The organism is Atopobium sp. oral taxon 416 (assembly GCF_018128285.1).
Taxonomy (GTDB): Bacteria; Actinomycetota; Coriobacteriia; order Coriobacteriales; family Atopobiaceae; genus Olsenella_L.
The window spans coordinates 65163-81382 of record NZ_CP072380.1 but is presented as its reverse complement, the minus strand read 5'-3'; the positions used below and the strand labels follow the sequence as shown (position 1 = coordinate 81382).

The following is a 16220-nucleotide window of genomic DNA, read 5'->3' as shown; positions in this document are numbered from 1 at the left end:
ACTACCTCTCAAAAGGTGAGTCTTCCCCACCTATCCCATGACTAATCCTTGTCAGGACGGGCCACAATCATGTGACGCTTGACTGCATCGTTGATGCGCAGGATACGATCGAGCTCTGCGATATCGGACGCATTAGCATGGAAATTGATGAGGGTGTAGTCACCCTCGGTAAGGCCGTCAATCTCGTAAGCAAGTTTACGCTTGCCCCAGTTATCGACGTCGTCGACTTTGCCACCGTTGGCAGTGATAGCTACCTCGGCACGTTTCATAACACCCGCGCGTGTCTGCTCGTCGGTAGCCGGATCGACGAAAAACAATAGTTCATAAGCCTTCATGAACGCTCACCCCCTCTGGACAAATGACTCAGGGTTAAAGAAGGATAGCCCCAAGTAGGATAGGCCTGACGATTTATAGTAACACATCGATATTTGTTTGCCTATATTTCCACATTTCAATGAGCCCATTCCTGCACACGACCAGTGTAGAGGAGACCTCTGACAGAAATATCAGACTTACGATCAGTGGTCGTACAGACAAGCACCGCTATGCCTGCCTGTCAGAAGAACTCAATCGCTTCTCATCAACCCGAGCTATTTCTGCGGATGATCTGTGTCCTCAGGGGGCCGTGGCATCGGGAGGGTCGCAGTCTGTGTTTCCTTATCGCCTGCCTCAGCCGTCTGTTGGGGACGTACATCCGGTGCCTGCTGAGGAGTTTCAGCCAGATTTACAGGGACCGCTTCCCCAACAGGGTTTGCAGGGGTTTCTTCCTGAGGCAACTCTTGGTTTTCTGCCTGCGGATTGCGAGGTGCTGCCTCAGCCTGCTTCTTATCGGCTGCCGCGGTCGGAAGCGGATCGCCTGAACCCTTCCAGTTGGCGACCTCAAACTGCCGCATCCAGAGCCCTACGGCATTGATACTCACCATGCGGATCACATTGTCGAGCAGCCCATACGCGTAGGCGGCAAGGATCAAGCCCGGGGCCAGCGAGGTGACGGATAGAAGCATGCGCAGGATTGCACCGGGATAGGTGCCGCTCATCAGCCCCATGAGTGCATAACCGATGCTGGAAAGGTTTGAAGCCGCAATGCTCAGGGCAAGGAGCGTTCCAACTCCCATCGCCATCACGTGCCCCAGAAAATAGAAGCCGGCGATAACGAGAAGGTTGCCGAAGTCATGCTTCAGCATGTCCCAGACCCGGTTGATCTGGTAGCCGGCGGAGAACCGCTGGTAGATCACCGCACGCAGGCAAGCGACGCATTCGATGGTCACCCAAATCGCCGCCAGGGCAAGCTCGAAGAGCCCGGGCGTCGTTTTGGGATTGTCCGGGAAGATAAACATGCCGATCAGCAGCGCGACCAGAAAATACCCTAATCCAGCGACAAAGACGCGCCAGCCGCTCCGGATGCATTTGCCGCAAGACACACGTTCCTGCTTGGGATAGGTATCAAGGCCCCAAGCGGTGAGCCGGGCCCACTCAAACCGGTACCCCTGAACCCCCAGGTAGCCCACCACCGGCACCACCAGAGCAAGTGGAATTACTAGCAGCGGTTTATACCATCCTTTGTCATGGGAAAGCATCTCCCACGAGCGCGTGATGTAGCGATCTCTTGTATAGGCCATAGCTTCCTCGCTCAATATGGTTGGCTCTATAGCTTCGTCAGTTATCTATACCTCATCTTATTACCCGCACCACTGCACAAAGGCGACGTCACTATGTAAATTACATATCGCACGGCATATACCGAAAGATCAAAAGAACCTGGAGGGTGAGGTATATATCAATGTATCAATGGTGTGGCCTCAAATAAAAATGGCGGAGAGGGTGAGATTCGAACTCACGTACCTCAAATAGAGGTAAACGGTTTTCGAGACCGCCGCATTCGGCCACTCTGCCACCTCTCCATTTACAAAACGTGGCGCCCCCAGCGGGACGCCACAGACATTGGCTGGCGGAGAGTCTGGGATTTGAACCCAGGATACGCTTTAGACGTATACACGATTTCCAATCGTGCTCCTTCGGCCACTCGGACAACTCTCCCTAAAACCGCATAGGAAAGTGTACAATACTTGCACCGTATTTACCACCATTATTTTTTTCTTCATGAGATGCTACACTCACACGGAACTCTGCTGAATCGTCGCTGAACGGTCGCTTCGATGCTTGATTTTCTCTTTACCGGCGCCTCACGCGGCGCGGCAATCCCGATTCCTCCCTGGCTGGATCTGACCTCCGTTGTGGTCGGCGCCTTAACCGGCTGCATTGTGGCAAAGAAACGGAACCTCGATCTCGTCGGATTTATCGCACTCTCCATACTCTGCGGGCTCGGCGGCGGGCTCCTGCGCGATATGGTTATGCAGCGCGGCGGCGTCTACATGCTGGATTCCCACTACGCGATCCCCGGAACCGTGATCATCGCCCTTGTTACCTTCTTCTTTCCGACGCCGTTCTTCTCAAATCCTGCTGCGTTGGAATGGTCCGATATCCTCTCGGTGAGCCTCTTTGCGATCTCAGGCACCGATAAAGCAGTTGTCTGGGGATTGAATCCATGGGCCGTAGTCTTGATGGGTACGCTCACCGCCGTGGGCGGCGGCATGCTCAGGGATGTCTTTTTGGGTGACATCCCCAGGATCTTTAGGAAATCCAACCTCTACGCCCTGTGCGCCGTGGCAGGCTCCCTCTCCTATCTCTTCTGCGTCGCGATCGGCTTCAACAAGATTGTGTGTGCACTCGTCTGCACCCTGGTGACGGTGGGACTTCGCCACACCTCCATGCGCTACCACATCATGTCCCCGACCAATGTTGACCTGACTCCCCGCGTACGCTCGCAGGTCCACCGAGCGGAAAGCTCAGTCTCGAGAGCTGAACGGAGAATGAGAAAAGTGCGGGCACTCAGGCGTGCCAAGCGCATCGATCAGCATCACCGGCGCTAAAAATGCCTGCTCCTTTCGAAGCAGGCACGAGAGACACACAACTATTTGTTGACCAGTCCATGGCGGACGCGCCACTTTCTGCGCTCGATCTCATTCAGGATACGCTTGCGCATGCGGACATGCTTCGGCGTCACCTCGACAAGTTCGTCATCCATAATGTACTGGAGGGCCTCCTCGAGCGTGAAGGTACGCGGCGGCGTCAGCTGCACCGCAATATCCGCCGTGGAGGAACGCTGGTTGCCCAGGTTCTTCGTGCGGGCCACATTGACGACCATATCACCTGGCCGCGAACGCTCACCCACGATCATACCCTCATAGCACTGCGTACCCGGCTCAATGAACAGGGTGCCACGATCCTGAAGGGTACCCAGTGCATAGGCGACAGCCTTCTCCGTAGACATGGAGATCATCGCGCCGTTGGTGCGGCCACCGATCTCTCCCTCATAGGGGCCATACTTCAGGAAGGTGTGATAGAAGACACCTTCACCATGTGTCACATTCAGGATGCGGTTCTTGAGACCCATGATGCCACGGGTCGGGATCTCGAACTCCAGGTGGCACATAGTCTTGCCCTGCTCCATCTGCATCATGTTGCCGCCCACGTTACCGAAGAGCTCGATCACTTTGCCGGAGTACTCGCCCAGGCACTCGACTACGGCCTGCTCGATCGGCTCGAGACGGTTGTTGTCCTTATCTTTCTTGTAGAGCACGCGCGGACGGCCGACCTGGAACTCGTAGCCTTCACGGCGCATGTCCTCCATCAGGACTGACAGGTGCAGGATGCCGCGGCCGGCAACCTCAACGCCGGTCTTGTCAGGGAGCTCCTCGATACGCATCGTGACATTGTTCTCACGCTCCTGCATCAAACGCTGTTTGAGCTGACGGCCACCAACGATATCACCGTCCTGCCCCACCAGAGGTGAAGTAGAAGGCTCAAAGATTACGGACAGGGTCGGCGGACCGATCTCGATCGGGGGCAGCTCAACCGGCTTGTCCGGATCAGTGTAGACATCACCGATATCGGTTCTGTCGACACCGACGACTGCACCGATATCGCCGGCGACGACCTCGTCGCACTCCTTGCGGCCCAGATAGTCAAAGGTAAAGAGCTGCTTCACCTGGGCAGTAGTGCGGGAACCGTCGTTTTTCACGACGAGGATCCTATCGTTTTGGTGGATGGTACCGGAGTACACACGGCCGACGCCGATTCTACCCACATAGTCTGAGTGGTCGATCGTGACAACCTGCATCGCAAGCGGGCCGTCAGGATCCACATCGGGGGCGGGCATATCGTTAACGATCATATCGAGCATCGGGTACATGTCCATGTTGCCGTCGTCCGGCTTCAGGCGAGCATAGCCGTTGACCGCGGAAGCGTAGATCACGTGGTCCATCGTGAACTCGATCTGCTCGTCGGAGGCGCCCAGATCCATCATCAGGTCGATCGAGTCATCCATCGCCTTCTCAGGGTTGGCGCCCTCACGGTCGATCTTGTTGATAACGAGCATGATAGCGAGGCTCGCATCGATTGCGCGGCGCAGGACAAAGCGAGTCTGCGGCATCGGACCCTCAGCGGCATCGACCAAGAGCAGCGCGCCGTCAGCCATCTTGAGGACACGCTCAACCTCGCCACCGAAGTCAGCGTGGCCAGGTGTATCGATCACATTGATCTTGATGCCTTTATACTCGATCGAGATATTCTTTGAAAGGATCGTGATGCCACGCTCACGCTCCTGAGCGTTGGAATCAAGGACACGGTCCTGAACTTCTTGGTTCGCTCTGAAGGCATCGGTGGCCTTCAGGAGTTTGTCAACGAGCGTTGTCTTACCGTGGTCGACATGCGCAATGATAGCAATATTTCTGATTTGCTTTTGAAGCATATATCCCTTCCATATTTACTGCAGATAGCTCATTCGTTATACAGCAGTCAAAAATATGTCCCCGTCTATCTATCCACACCTGCAAATATAGTGGAAGAAAAAACGCTGTGTGTGTAGAAAGTGGACTCTTCCATTGAATTTTCGGTCTTAGAAGAGTTAGTGCAGCTACAGGAGGTCGTCGAGTTCGCCTGCAGGGGCCGGATCGGTCCACTGGAACGCATCCCCTCGGCCCTTATAGAGCGAGTACGCAGAGTACGTGTGGTAGCCGACTTCACCAAATTCGAGCAAAATCGCATCCTGATAGGCACCTTTGTCATCCGCCACCGCGCCCTCATAGACAAGCGCGTAACGCTGGGGTACCCCGATGCCAGCTCTTTTGTCTCCTTTAGATCTCTTCAGATTCTGCACGCAGGTGTGCGCCCCTTCGATGCACGCTTCAATTCCATCATCGGAGAACTGATAGGAGACCATATGGCCTTGAGGGTCCTGCACCGCGAGCAGTACCGGCACTTCCTTGCCATCCGCGAGCAGGTCAAACACCTGTCCCATCAGGTTACAGGAGAGCGCATCGAGCTCTGGCGACACCCCTTCTTTTCTCTCCATCACGAACCTCATAGCCTCAATAGTGCACCGTATAGAAACCCAGATCGCCTCTCCTGAGGGTACGGGTCTGTTCGATCACCAAGCCGTCCTGGTCATAGCTCAGGCAGTTGTATGCCATCGCCGGTCTTCCCGCTTCCATACCTAAGAGCCGGGCTTCCTTTGCATCGAGCTCCACGATCTCCAAGTGCTCAGCTGTTGCATCGACCACTTTCCCGTAGAACCCAAACACCTCATAGAGTGAGAAGACGGAGATATTGATCCCCTCGAGACGGGGAAACCGCATGAGCGGCACGACCGTGCGCTCATAGGAGAGCGGCGTCTTGTTGACGCTATTCACCCTTCGGATCACGTAGAGCGGATCATGGACATCGATCGAGAAGAGCCGAGCATACCAGGGTCCTGCCTCCCGCTTCTCATGTGAGAGGATCCTGACGCTCGGCTGCGCACCTTCGGCGATCGTACTTTGGCGGAAGCTCCTCCCGTCACCGACATCCAAGGTGCCGAGCTGATCCGCATCGACAAAGACCCCTTTGCCTTGGGCCCGTCTCACAAGCCCTTCGTCTTCGAGCGCGGCATAGGCATTGCGTACGGTCTGGCATGTAGTACCAAACTCCTGCGCCAACTCATGCTCAGAGGGCAGCATAGTCCCTACGGGATAGTCCTCATCCTCGATTTTAGTGCGAATAGCTTCCCGCAGCTGCTGGTAACGTGGCATGTGGGTATCTGTATCAGCCATTGCCGATCACCCGCTCCGGTATTCGTTTTCCTCGGGCAAGGCCCGATTGACGCGCATAGAAGCTATACATATCCGGCCGAATGACCGCCTTGAAGTATTCAACACACCTCAAGTCTTCCTGCTTGGATACGCCGGTCTGGAAATAGACGGGGGTCCCTTCCACAATCTGCAGATATGTTGCCTCTTGAGCATCGGCCCGCGTGATAGAGAGCTTTACTTCCCCATGGGGCAGATCCACATGGTAGTGTTCGCGCAACGTGTCGACAAGGGACACATCCGTGAAGTCATACTCCGAGATGCCGGGGCAGACTGCGGTGTTGAGGTACACCGTCTCGATCATGCAGGGCTTGTTGTCGATCTTCCTCAAACGTCTCAGCTCGAAGATAGGGTCGGCGACCTTAAGCTTGAGTTTGCGCGCTACATGCTCGTCCGCCACTTCCTCACGGGCGTAGATCACCTGGGAACTCGGCACTTTGTCAGCCGCACGCACCGTGTCGGAAAAGCCGTTGTAGCCCCGGCAATTTGACTGTGGGCGCCTCATCGCGACATAGGTCCCCGATCCTCCACGGCTCTCCAACACGTGCAGGCTGATCAGATTTTTGAGGGCCGCCCTCAGGGCCGTTCTGGAGATACCCCAAGCTCCACAGAGATCTCGTTCGGCAGGCAGCTTATCGCCTTCCTTGAGGTGGTGCTGTGCAAGATACGCAAGGATATTCTCATATGCCATATCTGAGGGAGTGATATTCTGTGTATCCATAGTATTACTTTCTGTTGGTCTTCTTTAAAAGCTTAGCGTATCCAGCGCGAAATTTTGTCGCAGTCACTCCAGCGGCATCGCGGGCCGGCACCACGCCGTACTCGTCGGAGACCAAAAATACCTCCTGTGCCTCAATACTTCCCTCCAGGTACTGAGATGCCAGCTCATGGACCCTAAGCACGGTCATCCCTAGCGTCTTGGCCAAGTCTTCAATCAGCGAAGCGACACCGGAGGGACGCTCATCAGGTTCCGCCCCCATAAGGAGGGTCCCGTCCCGCTGCACGACCCAGATGGTCTCAGGCGCGATCCTCGTCTCTTCAAACTCCATGCGGGACTTGAGCGCGCGGATTGCGAGCTCACGCGCCCCGGTGTTGTCGAGCGGCTTGTAGGGGCCAACTGACATCGCCGCCTGTTCCCTATCGTCGACGACGATCATCAATACACCCTCAGGATTGTCGTACGAGCCGTCCTCAAGGGTCCACTCAATGTGCTGTTTTGCCCACTGCAGCAGCGCCCCCGGGAGCGGCACCCCTCCCAGACGCCTGCTCCCAAGTGCCCGCATATGCCGATTGAGCAGCGGAAGCGCCTGATGGTACAGGCGCCAGCGACACACGAGCACCGGTTTCCCCATATGGAAATCCTTTGGGATCGCCGCGGTACTTCTGACGTTGGTATTGTGTGAGGTATGTTCAGGCATTCGATAACTCCTCTATGGTTTGACTCGCATAGAGCTTACAACTCCGAAAGTTCTTACAAGTCTAGAATGTTTTTCACACAGTCTCAGCACGCACACACAGAATTGCTCCAAAAAGAAAGGCGAGGCTTTACGGTGACAGAGCCACTCAAAGGACGTTTCGCGCCAACTCCCTCAGGGCGCATGCATGCCGGTAATATATGTTCTGCCCTACTCACCTGGCTTTCTATACGCTCGCAGCACGGGACCTGCGTGCTGCGCATCGAAGACCTCGACCCGAGGGCTCAACGCCCACCTGTCGCTGACCTCCTGATGGAGGATCTCGACTGGCTCGGGCTTACCTGGGATGAGGGGCCCTACTTCCAAAGCCAACGCACTGAATATTATGAAGACGCAGTCAACAAACTGACCGACATGGGGCTCACTTACCCCTGTTTCTGCACCCGCTCTGAGCTCCATGCCGCAACCGCGCCCCATATGTCCGACGGCACCTACGTCTATCCGGGGACCTGCCGACACCTCAAGCCTGCGCAGCGTGCCCAAAAGGCAGCCACGCGCCCTCCCGCCACACGGTTGATCGTGCCTGATGCAGACGATCCAAAAGGGACGATCACCTTTACCGATGAGGTCTACGGACCGCAGCGTGAGGTCTTGGCAACGCAGTGCGGAGACTTTCTGATCAAGCGCTCCGACGGGGTCTTTGCCTATCAGCTCGCCGTGGTGGTGGATGACGGGCTGATGGGGGTCACCGAAGTGGTCCGCGGACACGATCTGCTCGGTTCCTGTGCCCGCCAGATCTATCTGCAGCGGCTGCTTGGATATCCCCAACCTCACTACGCCCACGTTCCGCTGCTTATGGGAAGCCCCACCAGAAGGCTCTCCAAGCGGGACAGAGACCTCGACATGGGCGTCCTGCGTGAGCAGTTCGGCCGTCCAGAGCCGCTCATCGTAAAGCTCGCATCTCTCTTTGGGCTGGCACAACCGAATGAGAGACTCTCAGTGGAAGACTTAATCGGACGCTTCTCGTGGGCCGCTATTCGAGAACATCGTGCGGATATTGTAGTCAATCCCGAGTTTCTTTACACATAGCCCTTGAGATACACCCTCCATGTGGGGTATGATGCTAAATCACCCTCATGGAGAGCTGACCGAGTGGCTGAAGGTGCTCGCCTGCTAAGCGAGTATAGGACTCAAATCCTATCTGGGGTTCAAATCCCCAGCTCTCCGCCAGAACCTGCTGAGAGCCGCGCATTCCTGTGCGGCTCTTTTCTTACCTTTTGAATCGGGCACCTAACTGGCGCCTATCTTCACATTTAAAAATCTCTACTTGACTCACAGCTCAAGAAGGAGCATCATAACTACTGCTTTGCGCCGTTACCTCAGCTGGATAGAGGAACTGACTACGAATCAGTCTGTCATAGGTTCGAATCCTATACGGCGCACCAGAGTATTTCAGCCCCATTCGTTGGGGCTTTTTATTAACTCAGCTTCCTTTCCCATTATGCCAGACGGATCGCGCCGCCGGCTTTATCGACCGCATAGTAATCGAAAGGCACATCGTTGAGGTCAAGGTAATCCATCAGATCGCAGAGCATACGGTAGGGCGCACAGACAAAGAACTGCGTGAGCGCCTCACAGATCTGCTCCTTCGTAACCCCCAGCACATAGGCGGCTGCATCGATACTGAGCGGTTTGATCAGAATCGATTGCTTGTACACCGGCTGGTCGTGGATGGCCTCGGTGAGGGCACCCCAAGAGCGCTCGGATACGACGATGCCGGAAGGTGTCTCCCCAATGCTGACACAGCGCTCCTCATCGCCCTGATGGATAGTAAACGTTGTTGTGTGCTGTTTGAGTTGGTCCATGGCGTCTCCTGTCCTTGCCTGTACCCTCACTATAGTACGATTCTGTGTCTAACTAGAACATATGTTCGTATTTTGGAGAGACTGTGAGGAAAGACCGAACCTTACAGATGGTTGTGTATCCCTCTAAAAAACCGGTGACCCCAACAAGTACCCTGCTGAGATCAGCTTGCCGAGAGCCTCGATCTATTTGTGAGCGTATAGCCTATTTGACAGGCTTGATGACTTCCATATCGTGCATGTAGGGGCGCAGCACCTCCGGTACGGCGATAGAGCCATCCTCATTCTGATAGTTCTCCATAATGGCTGCCATCGTTCTGCCAACTGCCAAGCCAGAGCCATTCAGCGTGTGGACCAGGCGGGTTCCCTTAAACTTGGAAAGATCGCGGTACTTGATGTTTGCGCGGCGTGCCTGGAAGTCCCAGCAGTTCGAGCAGGAGGAGATCTCCTTATAGTTATTGTAGCTCGGGAGCCACACCTCGAGATCGTAGCACTTGGTTGCGCTGAAGCCTAAGTCGCCGGTGCACAGGTTCACGACGTGATACGGAAGCTTGAGAAGCTGCAGGCAACGCTCTGCCTCATGCGTCATACTCTCCAGCTCATCCATGGAATTCTCAGGCTTTGAGAACTTGACCATCTCGACCTTGTCGAACTCGTGGACACGGATGATGCCACGGGTGTCACGACCGGCGGAGCCAGCCTCCTCACGAAAGCAGGGGGTGTAGGCGGTGTACCACAGCGGCAGCTTGCCCCCATCGAGCACCTCACCGCGGTGAATATTGGTGAGCATGACTTCCGCGGTCGGGATCAGGTACATGCCTCCACTGACGTGGTAGAGATCCTGGTCGAACTTCGGCAGCTGGCCGGTTCCAAACAGAGAATCATAGTTGGTGATCACAGGCGGCCACCACTCTTTGAAGCCAGCCTCGATATGGGTGTCAAGAAAAAACGCAATCAGTGCACGCTCCATCAGGGCGCCGGCGCCACCGAGCAGTACAAAGCGGGTGCCCGCAAGCTTGATGCCACGGTCAAAGTCGAGCATGCCGGTCGTCGGGCCGAGGTCCCAGTGGGCCTTCGGCTTGAAATCAAAGTGGGTCGGCTCTCCCCAGCGTCGAACCTCAGGGTTGTCGGAGTCATCGACGCCGTACGGTACAGTCTTATGCGGTATGTTGGGGATAGTGGCAATAAGGTCAAAGAGATCCTTCTCGACTTGTGCACGCTTGTCGTTGAGCTCCTGAATGTGCTTCTTGTGGGCGGCTACCTTCTCCTTCGCCGCCTCAGCCTCACCCTTCTTCCCATCACGGAGTAGCTTGCCGATCTGCTTTGAGACGCTGTTGCGCTCGGCCTGGAGCTGTTCAACTTCAGCGATGACGGAGCGGCGCTCTTCGTCGAGCTCAAAGAACTTCTCGCGGTCCCAGTGGACGTTTTGGCGCGACGCGCAGGACTTATCGACAATATCGGGGTTCTCCCTCACAAACTTGATATCAAGCATCGATGCGATTCCTCTACTTTCTTTTTGTAAACGTTTCAAACTTTTAGGAACTACATGCAACAACTTATAGTAGAGACTAACAAGCTCCACTCAAGTCACTCAAGTATATACTTGACTCTGGTCCATTCTCGGTATGTACAGAAAGGTACAGATAATGGCTGCGGTTGGTGGTTTTTTCAATTGGCTCTTTAATACACGCCCAGGCGTCATCACCCTGGTCGTCGGTGGTATCCTGTTCTTCTTGCTCATTGCGTATCTGCTCGAGCGGAAAACAAAGCAGCAATACTATAACCACAAGAAGTCTGAGGACGATTGGGATCTGCTCGACGACGATGAGAATGAAGACGACAATTAGGGTGTGGACCTTATCGTATGCAGAAAAAATCCCCGTTGGTCGCCAACGGGGATTTTTGCATCTCTTCTGGTGCGGGTGAAAGGACTTGAACCTTCATGAGGGAACCCTCATACGGACCTGAACCGTACGCGTCTGCCAATTCCGCCACACCCGCGTGCTGTGGTATTGTACCTCACAATGACCTATAATAGCAACACTCAAAATTCTATACTTTTCACAGAAAGTCTTGTGATCTGTTACTGAGCCACATAGGTTGGTATAGCACAGGCGGCAAAAGGAATTTAAACAGTGGCTTTTGATACACAGGGAGAGCCTTCAGATACTACGCAAACAGTGACGCAGGGTACAGTCCCTGCTCAAGCGGATATGCCGCTTTTATTAGGGCGCTATCGCGTCGTGGAGAAATGCGGGCAAGGCGGGTTTGGACGCGTGCTGGTCTGCTGGGATACGCGGTTGCAACGCCGCGTAGCCATCAAGGTGATCCCCTTGAGCCTCTCCGACAGTGAGGAAGCCGAGGCATCCTCACTGCGAGAGGCGCTTCAGGAAGCCCGGACCTCCAGCTTGCTTGCCCATCCCAATATCGTTGCAGTCCACGACTTCGAGAGCGCCGGCCGCTATGCCTATCTCGTTATGGAGTACATCGATGGGCTCAACCTGCTTGAGCTGCTCAAACGGGTTGAAGGGGGCTGCCTGACCTATGAGGAGTGCGCACACTTGTTGACCTGCGTGGGATCGGCGCTTCAGTACGCCCACGAGAATGGGGTGCTTCACCTCGATATCAAGCCCTCCAACATTATGATTGACCGCTCCGGCATCGCAAAACTCACCGACTTTGGTATGTCGACGCTCGCCTCTGCGGTGGGCTACGGTGGAGCGCGCGGCGGCACCATCGGCTACATGCCACCTGAGCAGATCAACGGCCAGCTCGTCGATGAGCGGACCGACATCTTTTCTTTGGGTGTCGTACTGTGGACCGCACTGTGCGGGGTCAACCCATTTGAGGCAGATACCGCTGAGGAATCCCTCGCTAAAATCTTACAGGGACCTGCCGTTTCTCTGGCGCAGGAGAATCTGACCCTCAATCAGGATATCGAGCTCGTGCTGGAGAAGTGCCTGGCCATTAATCCCCAGGACCGCTACAGTTCGGTGGAATCCCTCATGAATCACCTGATACCGCTCTTAGGAATCCCGGGCGCTGGACAAAAGTCATTACAGAATCTTGTCTTGCAGGCACAGGACGATGAGCCCACCGAAGAGGAGTGGAGTGAGGTCTACCGGGAGAAGACCCCGGCGGCCGAACGCTTCCCCTGGCTCGAGCCGCTAATCCTTAAAAGTACGAGCGCCTTAGTGACCGGTCTCTGCATCTTTAGTATCGCGCCGGTGCTCTTCGCTTCAAAGGCCTCGATCGCCGCCGCCGTTATCATCGCTTCCGCGCTTGCGGCGCTCTGGCCACCTTCAGGTTTTCTATCCTTTCTGCTCTCTCTGTTAGCCGCCTTAGGCATCGCCCACTTCAATCAGGCGACGTTGCTCACGCTTGTCGCAGTCGGAGCTTTAGGTATCACATGGTGGATTGCGTGCGGGTCGACAACTAAGGCGTCAAGTATCGCAGCGCTGTTTTCCTGTGTGGCCCATATCCCATCTGCCTCGGCCAACCTGTGCGGATTTGTCTTCCGCCCGCTCACAGCCTTTGTGAGCAGCGCTTTTGCGTGGGTGCTCAACCAGTTTTTTTCTTTGAGCCTCCAGACCGGCTTCAATGCACCCGCTGTTGTCGACGCCTTGATAGCCCAGCTCTCCTCACGCGCACAGCTGCTTTCGCTTGTGGGGTGCAGCCTTGCGGGCCTTGCCGCGAGTCTGATCGGACGCGACCGCGGCGGCTGGAGGGCCAATATCGCTCAGCTCAGTTGTGCTGGTATAATAATATTCTTTCAAGTGCTCGCTCATGGAGTGGAAAATAGCGGCATATGGTCGGCTCAAGAGATAGTGGGCCTCGTATTTGAGATATTCTTAAGTATTGTCATGTGCTTTGTTGCGGCCCTGAAGGGCCCTGTGGTAGTTGAATCAGAAGGGTAGTTACGTATATGAATTTTTTAAACGTCTTTGAAGAGCGCATCGCTGCGATCTTTAATGCGACACCGGAAGGCTACACCGCCCCCTTCTCCTTCAAAAAACTTGCCAAACGTGCAGCTCGGGAGATGGAGAACGAGACGTTTGTGATAGACGGCGTGGACACCGCGCCAGGCCTCTATACCATCCTCGTCTCTGCAGACGACGATGCGTATATGCGACCGCTCTATGGCGATCTCACCTCTGAGATCGCCAAGTTCATTGAGGGCCAGGCAAATAAAAAGGGCTATGTTTTCACCGGAAAACCCCTGGTTCGTTTTATGGTAGATCCCTCGCTCAAAAGGGGAAAATTTTCGGTCTTCGCTGAGAACGTGGATCCACGCTCGCTCAACCGTCTGCGTGAGGAAGAAAAAGTGTTCATCGGCGGCATCGCTCGCGGCAATGGTGCCCAACCAATCCCACGTATCCCTGAGGCGGCACCTGCCCCACGGCGGCCCCAAACCTCTGAACGCTTCCCCGAGGCTGCGAAGGCCGAGGAGAACTCCTATGCAGGGCTTGATGTGATGCCGAGCAACGATGACCTCGATCTGTCCGCTTCAGCTGCACCGAATCCTATCGTGCAGCAACCCTATCCGGGTCCTTCGCAGGAACCCTCCCCAGTTGTTGCCGGGACGTCGACCTCTCGTCCGCGTTCGGCAGCATTCCGCGAGCCGAGAACAAAGTTGCGGCCCCAACCGGCCAGACCTGAGTGGCAGACAGGAAGGTCCTATGCTCCTTCACGCGAAGCCTCACGCCGCCCTGCTCCTGCACGCAAAAATGAGGTCACCTGCACACTGCAGGACATGTCCACCGGGCGCGTCTACACGGCATATGCCCCACAGACGCCGATCGGGCGTGAAAAAAACTCCGGTGGCATAGTACTGCGTGACCCCAATGTCTCCCGCCATCACGCGATACTTTCCTATGACGGGAGCCACTGGTATATCCAAGACCTAGACTCAACGAATGGAACCTTCGTCAACGATGCTGAAGTTACCGCCTGCGCGCTCAGCAATGGGGATATCATCAACATCGGTCTCGAGAACCTCGAGTTCCGGGAGAGCTGATATGATCGATCTTGTCTTATTCTTCGGCCGCATCCTCCTCGTGGTCCTCCTCTACCTCTTCCTCTTCGCCGCCATGCGCTCCGGTATCGGCCTAGTGAAGGGGCAGCGCACCGATTCGGCGATCTGGTGCATCGACGTGGAGAAGGGCGCGAAAAGTCTGCGCGGCCTTCACATCGATATCCTAGGGCCGGTTGTCGTAGGCCGCTCTCCCTCTTCGGATATTGTGATAGATGAACCCTTTGTCTCCGCGACCCACGCGCGCTTTTCGCTACAGGGGCCCGCACTGGTACTTGAGGATCTCCAATCGACCAACGGCACGATGGTCAACGGGCACATCATCGCCCAACCGGTGACGCTGCGCGATGGGGATGAGGTACAGATCGGAGACACAATTCTCAAGGTCGGGCGTCGATGAGACTTCCCTTTAAACGCACTGCTCCCCGAACAAAACGTGCACGCAAGCCCAAACCGGTGCCTTCGCCCGGACATGAGCCGCTGCCGATCACTGGGCGCAAAGACGCTGATGTAGTCACCGGACACAGTGACCGCCTGCGGTGGGGCTCACGCTCAGACGTCGGCCTCGTGCGCGGACACAATGAAGACTCTTTCCTGGTGCAGGCACCGCTCTTTGCCGTCTGTGACGGTATGGGCGGACACGCTGCCGGAGAAGTGGCAAGCGCGATCGCGGTACGCACCCTCTCACAGCTGGCGCCTTCCACCGCGGATGACGCAATCTTGGGTGGAGCCGTCGAAGAGGCGAACTCCGCTATCATTGAGTCGGCCCAATCCGGCGAAGGCAAAGAGGGCATGGGGTGCACGGCCAGCGCGATTGTAATCGATAAAAACCATATGGCGGTCGCCCACGTGGGTGACTCCCGCGTCTACCTGATGAGCGGCGGCGTGCTCGTACGCGTCACCCATGACCACTCCTATGTGGAGGAATTGGTCGACGCCGGGCAGATCACCACCGACGAGGCACGGGTCCACCCCTCCCGCTCCATCATCACCCGCGCGCTCGGGTCAGACCCCGATATGTACGCGGATCACTTCACGCTCGAGGTCCGCACCGGGGACCGCATCATTATCTGCTCCGATGGACTTTCGAGCATGGTGCCCGACAGCAGCATTGAGTCGATCGCGGTATCCTCGGCGACCCCTCAGGACGCTGCCGATGCGCTGACCTCTGCGGCGCTTGAAGCAGGCGGCCACGACAACGTGACCGTAGTCGTCGTCGATGTGACTGACGACGGCTCGGCGGAAAAGCACCGCCAGCAACGTAAGAAGCAGGCCCTGGTGTGGGTCATCGCACTCGCGGCCCTCTTCGCACTTGCAATCGCTATCGGGGCCAACATGATCAACTCTTCCTGGTATCTGGGAAACAACGAGGGCACGGTCGGTATCTATCAGGGCCTCAACTCTGAGGTCTTCGGGATCCCACTCAACCATCTGGTGGAAACCACGTCGGTCGAAGTGGCAGATCTGCCGGACGCAACCCAAAGCCAACTGGAACAGGGGATCAGAACCGACGATGAGAACAGCGCGCTGGATACCATCAATTCCTACCATGAGCAGATTGACACCCAGCGCTCACAGGCCTCATCGGTGGCCTCAGACGTCAAATCCACAACCTCGAAAGAGGAACTCAACAACGATTCACAAAACACTGAAGGGACGAACAATCTCGATACATCGCAGCAGAGTTCAGCAGCGACAGAGCAACCAGAAGGGCGAGGTGAATGAT

The 16220-nt window shown here is 55.9% G+C and carries 16 protein-coding genes and 5 tRNA genes; 9 read left to right on the top strand and 12 right to left on the bottom strand.

Annotation, left to right across the window (positions count from 1 at the left end; genetic code table 11):
- Positions 1–41: 41 nt before the first annotated feature.
- From rpsF to J4859_RS00390, 4 genes are all read right to left on the bottom strand, one after another.
- Positions 42–335: a 30S ribosomal protein S6 gene (rpsF, locus tag J4859_RS00405; protein WP_212331641.1), complete on the bottom strand. Its 294-nt coding sequence runs from the start codon at positions 333–335 to the stop codon at positions 42–44.
- 255 nt (positions 336–590) lie between these two features.
- A complete protein-coding gene (locus tag J4859_RS00400) occupies positions 591–1619 on the bottom strand; it encodes a DUF4013 domain-containing protein (protein WP_212331639.1) in 1029 nt (342 codons plus the stop codon).
- 191 nt (positions 1620–1810) lie between these two features.
- Positions 1811–1901, bottom strand: a tRNA-Ser gene (locus J4859_RS00395).
- Between the two features lie 45 nt (positions 1902–1946).
- Positions 1947–2037 (bottom strand) — tRNA-Ser (locus J4859_RS00390).
- 119 nt (positions 2038–2156) lie between these two features.
- Between J4859_RS00390 and J4859_RS00385 the strand changes: the two genes are divergently transcribed.
- Positions 2157–2930 carry a trimeric intracellular cation channel family protein gene (locus J4859_RS00385; RefSeq protein ID WP_212331638.1) on the top strand — a complete coding sequence of 258 codons (774 nt, stop codon included), beginning with the start codon at positions 2157–2159 and terminating at the stop codon, positions 2928–2930.
- 41 nt (positions 2931–2971) lie between these two features.
- Here J4859_RS00385 and typA read toward each other — a convergent pair whose 3' ends face one another.
- From typA to J4859_RS00360, 5 genes are all read right to left on the bottom strand, one after another.
- The gene (typA, locus tag J4859_RS00380) at positions 2972–4810 is read right to left on the bottom strand and encodes a translational GTPase TypA (protein ID WP_212331634.1); all 1839 of its coding nucleotides are present in this window, start codon (positions 4808–4810) and stop codon (positions 2972–2974) included.
- Between the two features lie 165 nt (positions 4811–4975).
- On the bottom strand, positions 4976–5413 hold the full coding sequence (locus tag J4859_RS00375; protein WP_249113697.1) for a hypothetical protein: 438 nt from the start codon (positions 5411–5413) through the stop codon (positions 4976–4978).
- A gap of 16 nt (positions 5414–5429) precedes the next feature.
- Positions 5430–6149 (bottom strand): GntR family transcriptional regulator, encoded by a 720-nt coding sequence (locus tag J4859_RS00370; protein WP_212331630.1) that lies wholly within the window; start codon positions 6147–6149, stop codon positions 5430–5432.
- On the bottom strand, positions 6142–6906 hold the full coding sequence (locus J4859_RS00365; RefSeq protein WP_212331629.1) for a GntR family transcriptional regulator: 765 nt from the start codon (positions 6904–6906) through the stop codon (positions 6142–6144). The genes J4859_RS00370 and J4859_RS00365 overlap by 8 nt, the downstream gene beginning before the upstream one ends.
- 4 nt (positions 6907–6910) lie before the next feature.
- On the bottom strand, positions 6911–7603 hold the full coding sequence (locus tag J4859_RS00360) for a hypothetical protein (RefSeq protein ID WP_212331628.1): 693 nt from the start codon (positions 7601–7603) through the stop codon (positions 6911–6913).
- 66 nt (positions 7604–7669) lie between these two features.
- On the opposite strand from J4859_RS00360, the gene gluQRS reads away from it, so the two are divergent.
- From gluQRS to J4859_RS00345, 3 genes are all read left to right on the top strand, one after another.
- Positions 7670–8689, top strand: coding sequence for a tRNA glutamyl-Q(34) synthetase GluQRS (gluQRS, locus tag J4859_RS00355; protein WP_212331627.1), 1020 nt, complete (start codon positions 7670–7672; stop codon positions 8687–8689).
- A 49-nt stretch (positions 8690–8738) separates the two neighbouring features.
- A tRNA-Ser gene (locus tag J4859_RS00350) sits at positions 8739–8830 on the top strand.
- A 138-nt stretch (positions 8831–8968) separates the two neighbouring features.
- Positions 8969–9045 (top strand) — tRNA-Arg (locus J4859_RS00345).
- Positions 9046–9099: 54 nt separating this feature from the next.
- Here J4859_RS00345 and J4859_RS00340 read toward each other — a convergent pair.
- The gene (locus J4859_RS00340; RefSeq protein ID WP_212331626.1) at positions 9100–9465 is read right to left on the bottom strand and encodes a hypothetical protein; all 366 of its coding nucleotides are present in this window, start codon (positions 9463–9465) and stop codon (positions 9100–9102) included.
- A gap of 202 nt (positions 9466–9667) precedes the next feature.
- Positions 9668–10954 carry a serine--tRNA ligase gene (serS, locus tag J4859_RS00335; protein ID WP_212331624.1) on the bottom strand — a complete coding sequence of 429 codons (1287 nt, stop codon included), beginning with the start codon at positions 10952–10954 and terminating at the stop codon, positions 9668–9670.
- A gap of 154 nt (positions 10955–11108) precedes the next feature.
- Here serS and J4859_RS00330 point away from each other — a divergent pair, with 154 nt between their 5' ends.
- Positions 11109–11309 carry a DUF6724 family protein gene (locus J4859_RS00330; protein ID WP_212331621.1) on the top strand — a complete coding sequence of 67 codons (201 nt, stop codon included), beginning with the start codon at positions 11109–11111 and terminating at the stop codon, positions 11307–11309.
- A 67-nt stretch (positions 11310–11376) separates the two neighbouring features.
- Here J4859_RS00330 and J4859_RS00325 read toward each other — a convergent pair.
- Positions 11377–11463: transfer RNA gene (locus J4859_RS00325), tRNA-Leu, on the bottom strand.
- A gap of 134 nt (positions 11464–11597) precedes the next feature.
- Here J4859_RS00325 and J4859_RS00320 point away from each other — a divergent pair.
- Genes J4859_RS00320 through J4859_RS00305 form a run of 4 tightly spaced genes read left to right on the top strand, consistent with a single transcriptional unit; the run spans position 11598 to position 16219 of the window.
- Positions 11598–13379: a serine/threonine-protein kinase gene (locus J4859_RS00320; RefSeq protein ID WP_212331618.1), complete on the top strand. Its 1782-nt coding sequence runs from the start codon at positions 11598–11600 to the stop codon at positions 13377–13379.
- 8 nt (positions 13380–13387) lie between these two features.
- Entirely contained in the window at positions 13388–14479 is a 1092-nt protein-coding gene (locus J4859_RS00315) for a DUF3662 and FHA domain-containing protein (RefSeq protein ID WP_212331615.1), read from the top strand.
- A gap of 1 nt (position 14480) precedes the next feature.
- The gene (locus J4859_RS00310) at positions 14481–14894 is read left to right on the top strand and encodes an FHA domain-containing protein (protein WP_212331612.1); all 414 of its coding nucleotides are present in this window, start codon (positions 14481–14483) and stop codon (positions 14892–14894) included.
- Positions 14891–16219 carry a Stp1/IreP family PP2C-type Ser/Thr phosphatase gene (locus tag J4859_RS00305; RefSeq protein ID WP_212331609.1) on the top strand — a complete coding sequence of 443 codons (1329 nt, stop codon included), beginning with the start codon at positions 14891–14893 and terminating at the stop codon, positions 16217–16219. The genes J4859_RS00310 and J4859_RS00305 overlap by 4 nt, the downstream gene beginning before the upstream one ends.
- Position 16220 lies beyond the last annotated feature (1 nt).

What these genes read in the sequence shown, in the direction of transcription:
- rpsF (WP_212331641.1), bottom strand. Translation starts at nt 335, where the DNA reads ATGAAGGCTTATGAACTATTGTTTTTCGTCGATCCGGCTACCGACGAG.
- J4859_RS00400 (WP_212331639.1), bottom strand. Translation starts at nt 1,619, where the DNA reads ATGGCCTATACAAGAGATCGCTACATCACGCGCTCGTGGGAGATGCTT.
- J4859_RS00385 (WP_212331638.1), top strand. Translation starts at nt 2,157, where the DNA reads ATGCTTGATTTTCTCTTTACCGGCGCCTCACGCGGCGCGGCAATCCCG.
- typA (WP_212331634.1), bottom strand. Translation starts at nt 4,810, where the DNA reads ATGCTTCAAAAGCAAATCAGAAATATTGCTATCATTGCGCATGTCGAC.
- J4859_RS00375 (WP_249113697.1), bottom strand. Translation starts at nt 5,413, where the DNA reads ATGGAGAGAAAAGAAGGGGTGTCGCCAGAGCTCGATGCGCTCTCCTGT.
- J4859_RS00370 (WP_212331630.1), bottom strand. Translation starts at nt 6,149, where the DNA reads ATGGCTGATACAGATACCCACATGCCACGTTACCAGCAGCTGCGGGAA.
- J4859_RS00365 (WP_212331629.1), bottom strand. Translation starts at nt 6,906, where the DNA reads ATGGATACACAGAATATCACTCCCTCAGATATGGCATATGAGAATATC.
- J4859_RS00360 (WP_212331628.1), bottom strand. Translation starts at nt 7,603, where the DNA reads ATGCCTGAACATACCTCACACAATACCAACGTCAGAAGTACCGCGGCG.
- gluQRS (WP_212331627.1), top strand. Translation starts at nt 7,670, where the DNA reads ATGTTTTTCACACAGTCTCAGCACGCACACACAGAATTGCTCCAAAAA.
- J4859_RS00340 (WP_212331626.1), bottom strand. Translation starts at nt 9,465, where the DNA reads ATGGACCAACTCAAACAGCACACAACAACGTTTACTATCCATCAGGGC.
- serS (WP_212331624.1), bottom strand. Translation starts at nt 10,954, where the DNA reads ATGCTTGATATCAAGTTTGTGAGGGAGAACCCCGATATTGTCGATAAG.
- J4859_RS00330 (WP_212331621.1), top strand. Translation starts at nt 11,109, where the DNA reads ATGGCTGCGGTTGGTGGTTTTTTCAATTGGCTCTTTAATACACGCCCA.
- J4859_RS00315 (WP_212331615.1), top strand. Translation starts at nt 13,388, where the DNA reads ATGAATTTTTTAAACGTCTTTGAAGAGCGCATCGCTGCGATCTTTAAT.
- J4859_RS00310 (WP_212331612.1), top strand. Translation starts at nt 14,481, where the DNA reads ATGATCGATCTTGTCTTATTCTTCGGCCGCATCCTCCTCGTGGTCCTC.
- J4859_RS00305 (WP_212331609.1), top strand. Translation starts at nt 14,891, where the DNA reads ATGAGACTTCCCTTTAAACGCACTGCTCCCCGAACAAAACGTGCACGC.